Raw genomic sequence first — 4,265 nt, 5'->3', positions numbered from 1 at the left:
AGCCGTGTGAGGTGAAAGTCTCATGCACGGTTCTGAATGGGAGGGGGAGATGGTAACATCTCTCTCGACCCCTAATTCAATCCGGGCCTGACAGGTCGTCGCCGTGGAACATCCGGTATCATCCACCATTCACTGTATCAACCCCAACTGCCCCAAGCCAGACGGACAGCTTTGGGGGAACAAATTCTGCCAAAATTGCGGGGCGCCCCTGCAACTCAACCACCGCTACATCCCCCTCCGCTGCCTGGGAAGCGGGGGATTTTCCAAACTCTACACCGTCTGGGACCCGAAAACCCAATCCGAAAAAGTCCTGAAAGTCCTGGTCGAACCCTCCCCCAAGGCCCTGGAACTGTTTGAACAGGAGGCCGCCGTCCTCGCCCACCTGCACCATTCCGGCGTCCCCCGGGTCGCCCCCGACGGCTACTTTTTCCTCCGCCGTCGCCACGCCAACCGGGTGGAACTCCCCTGCCTGGTGATGGAAAAAATCCACGGCCCCACCCTCGAAGAAGTCCTGGAACGCCACCCCCAGGGCTGTCCGGAAGAGTGGGTGACGCAATGGCTGCACCAAGCCCTCGACATTTTGCGGGAACTGCACCGGCGGGGGATCGTGCACCGGGACATTAAACCCTCCAATTTGATGCTACGATCCGCGACAGCGCACCTATCGCCCTCCGAAGCGTATTTCGACGATCGCCACATCGGCAAAAATCAGTTGGTGATGATCGACTTCGGCGGTGCCAAGCAGATCGGCGCGATCGCCCACGGCGACCGGGAAAGCACCCCCAGAAGCAACACCCGCCTCGTGTCTCCGGGCTACAGCCCCCCGGAACAGATCGTTGGCGCGGCGGTGGGCCCCCCGGCGGACTTTTACGCCCTGGGGCGGACCTGCATCCACCTGCTGACGGGCACCTATCCCGCTGAACTCGAAGATCCGATGACCGGGGAACTGCGGTGGCGACACCGGGTTTCCGTCAGTTCCGCCTTCGCCGAATTGCTCGATCGGATGGTGCACAACGAATTCCGCGATCGCCCCCAAACCGCCACCGACATCCAAGCCTACCTCTTCCGCATCGCCCGGATGAAAAAACACCCCCGCCGGATGATGTCTTTCTCGGAACTGTGCCTGGATCTGGTCAAAACCGGCCTGATCGAAGTCGATCGCACCCTGTGGGCCGGAGTGCAATGGCTCGGAAGTGCGATCACAGCCTTGGGACGGGCGACGGTCGAAGTCACCTGGGAAACGGGACTGGCGGCCTCCGGCGGCATGGTGGGGGCCGCGATCGGCCTGATTTTGGCCTACTGGTCCCCCCTCGGCGAACTGCTGGCGGAGGCCCTCGCCGAAGATCTGCCCCTCCCCCTGTCCAATCTCGCCGCCCATTTGGGCGCGGAGATGATCGTCCTCGGTCTGGCCGGCCTCGGCACCGCCCTCGGGCTGACGGACGGGGGCGGCTTCGACCAGCGCCGCCGCTACGGACGGGCGGCTTTGACGGGTGCCCTGGGCTACGTGGCCGGGGGCGCGCTCTGGCGCATCGTCGCCGCGATCGCCTTCATCCCCGGATTTCGGGAACTGGCGGGGGTGGGGTGGCTGTGCGTGGGCATCGCCACCGGCATCCTCACCTGGGGACTGGGATTCGCCAGCCACCGCCCGGTTTACGCCATCGCTGCCGCGGCCGGAACCGCCGCCATTTTCTGGGGTTTGGGCGTCTCGAACCTTCTGCCCCCGGAAGTATTGCAATTTCCCACCGTCGGCCTGCAGGCGGAATGGCAGCAGTTTCGCTTGGGTATCGCCTTCGTCGGTTTGCTCGGATGCGCGATCGGTTTGTGTTTGGGAGGCATTCACTATTTGATCGTCCCGATTTTGCGCTGGCTGGGGTGGCGTTGATCGAATCTCGTCCGTTGTTGTGGCTTTCCGGCCCCGGCGGCGAGGTCTGGGGCAACAACAGACCGACAGCCACCCGAGTTCAATTCTAGTTTTCTGAAACCATGAGCGTTTGTAGACTCGCTGTTTTGATCGACGCAGATAATGCCAGTGCTAAAATCATTGGCTCGTTGCTCAAAGAAGTGGCAAAATATGGGACTGCCAATGTCAAGCGGATTTACGGCGATTGGACGAATACACAACTTGTGAGCTGGAAAAATAAGCTCAATGCATTCGCCATCCAACCGATTCAACAATTCTCCTACACCACCGGAAAAAATGCCACCGACAGCGCGCTGATCATCGATGCGATGGACTTACTTTATACCGGCAACTTTGACGGATTTTGTATCGTTTCCAGCGACAGCGACTTCACCCGCCTGGCCTCCAGAATTCGAGAAGCTGGGCTGGTGGTTTATGGCTTCGGAGAACAGCAGAAAACCCCCGGCGCTTTTATTTCCGCCTGCAATAAATTTATTTACACCGATATTCTCGACCTGGCCGAAGAAGATGAAGGGGGTGAAAGCGCGGACAATTCCCAAAATAAAAATTCAAACCGGCAAGTTTCAGAACCATTGAAGTCATCGAACCTAAAAAATCTGGGGCAAAATAAAAAATTGATCCGGCTTCTCAAAAATGCTTATGAATCCGTCGCCGGCGATGATGGATGGGCCTATTTGGCCGCCATTGGCTCTCAACTCAACAAGCTATCCTCGGATTTTGATGCCAGAAATTATGGCTGTAAAAAATTGGGAGAATTAGTCGGAAACGTGGGGATTTTTGAAATTAAAGAAGTGCGTCACAAGAAAAATTCCCTGCTCCGCCAAGTTTACATCAAACTCAAATGACTCTCCTCTGCCTGGGGTGACAGAGGAGAGATATGGCGGTTTTCGCTCCAATGAAAAGTGTACCTCAATACAGCGAACGGCGCTATAATTACGGTCAATCTGAACAGCGTTTTGTTTCAGTCGCCGACATCGACTCCTCGATTACCTGCGATCGCATTCTCCCCGATTCTGCACCGCGACGACAGTTTCCCCGCCCGAAGCCGTTTCGGTGCCGACCTTTCCCCCCGGGCCGGCTGTCGAGCACGTCTTTAATTTCATCCAAAAGTTGGCGCACCAACTGCCATTCTTCCCCCTCGTTCCCTTCGCATTTCATCTCCCACCGCCGAACCAACTGCCGCAATTCCGTGCAGGTCCGTCCGTCGTAAATCTCATCCCCCCGATCTAAATGTTTGCCGATGTCGAGCAATTCGTCCTTGAGGGCGACGGGAACCCGGATGGTCTGGGTTTCCCCGGTTTGCCACGCGGCTTTGCGACCCGCGCCTTGCCGACGTCCACCTCTTCCGTGCATTTTTCAATTCTCCTGCAAACTTGAGTTGACGCTACCACTATAGCGCCTTTTTTGATTTCGTGTCAATATCTATTGATGAATTTTCATGGTAGCCATAGATTTTGTAACGAAATATCTATGGCTCGCGGAGCCGAGCCGATCGCCCTATTCCTCCGGCATCCAATCCGCGATCGCCTCCCACCCCTTCCCCCGTCGCAGGGCCACCGGGTCGTCCGACGTCAGATCGATGATGGTCGAAACCTGGTAATCCAAATCCGTGCCGTCATCGACGATGATATCGACTAACTTTTCCAAAGCATCAAACAATTGTATTTTGTCGTATTTTTCAGGAATTTCTGGAATCAAAGGCGAGGGTTCCTCTTCTTCCTTAATGTGGGCAGAAGTGGAAATAACCGGATTCCCAAGAGCCTCGATAATCGACAGACATACGGCATTGTCCGGGACGCGAATGCCCGTCGTCTTTCGCTTCGGAGACATCACCAATTTAGGAACCAACTTTGTCGCCGGAAGTAAGAACGTATAACTCCCCGGGATCAGTCGCTTGATAGTGCGGTAAGCCGGATCAGTGACGATCGCATAATCCGAAATATTAGACAAAGACGAACACAAAAACGTCAGCGGTTTATCATTTGAAATTTGTTTGATCTGTCTCACCCGCTGAACCGCAGACTTGACATTCAGATCGCAGCCGATCGCGTAGACGGTATCCGTGGGGTACAGCATCACCGCCCCGTCTTTGAGATCATTTTTGATCTGGTCAACGGTGCGTTTTTGAGGGGTGTCCGGATGGAGTTCGTACAAAGTAGCCATAATTCAAGCCGGTAAATTGGAACGATAAGAGTGTAATGCAAGAATTAGTCCTGGGGGGAATATTCAGAATCGGGTGGGGGCAAGCCTCTGAGCTTGCCCATTCACCACCTGGGCAACCCTGTAAGGTGGCCCCACCTGGGCAACCCTGTAAGGTGGCCCCACCTGGGCAACCCTGTAAGGT

At 56.1% G+C, this 4,265-nt stretch carries 4 protein-coding genes; 2 read left to right on the top strand and 2 right to left on the bottom strand.

What is annotated here, in order from left to right; translation table 11 throughout:
* The first annotated feature begins 103 nt into the window (after positions 1 to 103).
* A complete protein-coding gene (locus LKE08_RS00420) occupies positions 104 to 1,882 on the top strand; it encodes a serine/threonine-protein kinase (protein WP_324702218.1) in 1,779 nt (592 codons plus the stop codon).
* Between the two features lie 101 nt (positions 1,883 to 1,983).
* The gene (locus LKE08_RS00415; protein ID WP_324702217.1) at positions 1,984 to 2,766 is read left to right on the top strand and encodes an NYN domain-containing protein; all 783 of its coding nucleotides are present in this window, start codon (positions 1,984 to 1,986) and stop codon (positions 2,764 to 2,766) included.
* Positions 2,767 to 2,860: 94 nt separating this feature from the next.
* On the opposite strand, the gene LKE08_RS00410 is transcribed toward LKE08_RS00415, so the two are convergent.
* Together LKE08_RS00410 and LKE08_RS00405 are read right to left on the bottom strand one after the other, a co-directional pair.
* Positions 2,861 to 3,274, bottom strand: coding sequence for a hypothetical protein (locus tag LKE08_RS00410; RefSeq protein ID WP_324702216.1), 414 nt, complete (start codon positions 3,272 to 3,274; stop codon positions 2,861 to 2,863).
* Between the two features lie 144 nt (positions 3,275 to 3,418).
* On the bottom strand, positions 3,419 to 4,084 hold the full coding sequence (locus tag LKE08_RS00405) for an L-threonylcarbamoyladenylate synthase (protein WP_324702215.1): 666 nt from the start codon (positions 4,082 to 4,084) through the stop codon (positions 3,419 to 3,421).
* Positions 4,085 to 4,265: the final 181 nt, after the last annotated feature.

Origin of the sequence: Lyngbya sp. CCY1209, assembly GCF_035615495.1 — a bacterium.
Lineage (GTDB): Bacteria > Cyanobacteriota > Cyanobacteriia > Cyanobacteriales > Microcoleaceae > Limnospira.
The sequence above is the reverse complement of the archived record's forward strand: the minus strand, read 5'-3'. Positions and strand labels throughout refer to the sequence as shown.